This window comes from Frankia sp. CoWAU3 (assembly GCF_977971855.1).
Window position 1 is genome coordinate 20,908 of record NZ_CDWWXB010000034.1, and the last position, 1,515, is coordinate 22,422.

2 protein-coding genes are annotated in these 1,515 nt (G+C 71.9%); both read left to right on the forward strand.

Going from position 1 to position 1,515, the window contains the following annotated elements; all coding sequences use genetic code 11:
* Positions 1 to 82: 82 nt before the first annotated feature.
* Positions 83 to 1,111, forward strand: a complete 1,029-nt coding sequence (gene argC / locus AC08ON_RS05720; RefSeq protein ID WP_011437560.1) for an N-acetyl-gamma-glutamyl-phosphate reductase — start codon at positions 83 to 85, stop codon at positions 1,109 to 1,111.
* 127 nt (positions 1,112 to 1,238) lie between these two features.
* Positions 1,239 to 1,515: bifunctional ornithine acetyltransferase/N-acetylglutamate synthase (locus AC08ON_RS05725; protein WP_476616576.1), on the forward strand; the 277-nt coding region annotated here is incomplete at its 3' end.

Genomic DNA, 1,515 nt, shown 5'->3' on the forward strand with positions numbered 1-1,515 from the left:
GCGTCCCTGCGTGCCTGAGGCCGAGACGGGTTACGCCAGCATCATTGCATGATCATGAGTTAGCGTGTATAAAATTGCAATCATGGGTGTGACGGTAGCGGTTGCGGGGGCGAGTGGGTACGGCGGCGGAGAGCTGCTGCGCCTGCTCCTCGCCCATCCCGAAATCAAGATCGGTGCGCTGGCCGCGAACGCGTCCGCCGGCCTGCCGGTGACGGAGGTGCATCCCCACCTGCCCGACCTGGAGGGCCGGGTGTTCACGGACGCGGCCGCGCTGGCCGGGACCGACGCGGACATCGTTTTCCTGGCGCTGCCGCATGGTCAGTCGGCCGCGGTGGCGGCCACCCTGCCCGACACCGTGCGGGTCGCCGATCTGGGTGCCGATCATCGGCTCGTCGACCCGGAGGCGTGGCGGCGCGCCTACGGGGGGGAGCACGCCGGGACCTGGACCTACGGCCTGCCCGAGCTCCCCTGGGCACGGGCGGAGATCGCCGCGAGCCGGCGGGTGGCGATCCCGGGCTGCTATCCCACGGCGACCTCTCTCGGGCTCGTGCCGCTGCTGGTCGGCGGCCTTGTGGAGCCCGCCGACCTGGTCGTTGTCGCGGCGAGTGGCACGTCCGGCGCGGGCCGCTCGGCCACGGTGAACCTGCTCGGCAGTGAGGTGATGGGTGACCTGACCGCCTACAAGGTGGGCACCCACCAGCACAGACCCGAGATCACGCAGACCCTCTCCCGGGCCGCCGGTATGACCGTGACGGTGTCCTTCACCCCGGTGCTCGCCCCGCTTCCCCGCGGCATCCTCGCGACCAGCACCGGCCGGGCCACCCCGGGCACCGACGCGGACGCCGTGTACGAGACGCTGCGGGCCGCCTACGCGGGGGAGCCGTTCGTCCGGGTGCTGCCGCCGGGGCGCTGGCCGCACACCGCGGCGACGCTCGGCGGGAACGCCGTTCATGTGCAAGGGACCTTCGACCCGGAGACCGGCCGGGCGATCGTCGTCACCGCGATCGACAACCTCGGCAAGGGCGCGGCCGGCCAGGCGCTGCAGTGCGCCAACCTGATGCTCGGCCTGCCCGAGACCGCCGGGCTGACCGCTCAGGGCATCGCCCCCTGACCGTTTTCGGCCCGGTAGATCGGTAGGTCGGTAGATCGGTCGCTAGATCGGTAGGTCGGTAAGGACGCGGGAGCATCGATCAGCAACATCGACCAGCAACGCGGCCAGGAGACAGGAGAGGGTTGAGTTGAGCGTCACCGCCCCACGGGGCTTCCGCGCCGTCGGAGTGGCGGCCGGGTTGAAGCCGTCCGGCCGTCCGGACGTGGCGCTCGTCGTCAACGACGGGCCGTCCGACGCCGCCGCCGGGATCTTCACCGCCAACCGGGTTCAGGCGGCTCCGGTGCTCTGGACCCGCCAGGTCCTCGCCGACGGCCGGCTGCGCGCCGTCATCCTCAACTCCGGCGGGGCGAACGCCTGCACCGGTCCGGCCGGATTCGCCGATACCCATGCCACGGCCGAGCACG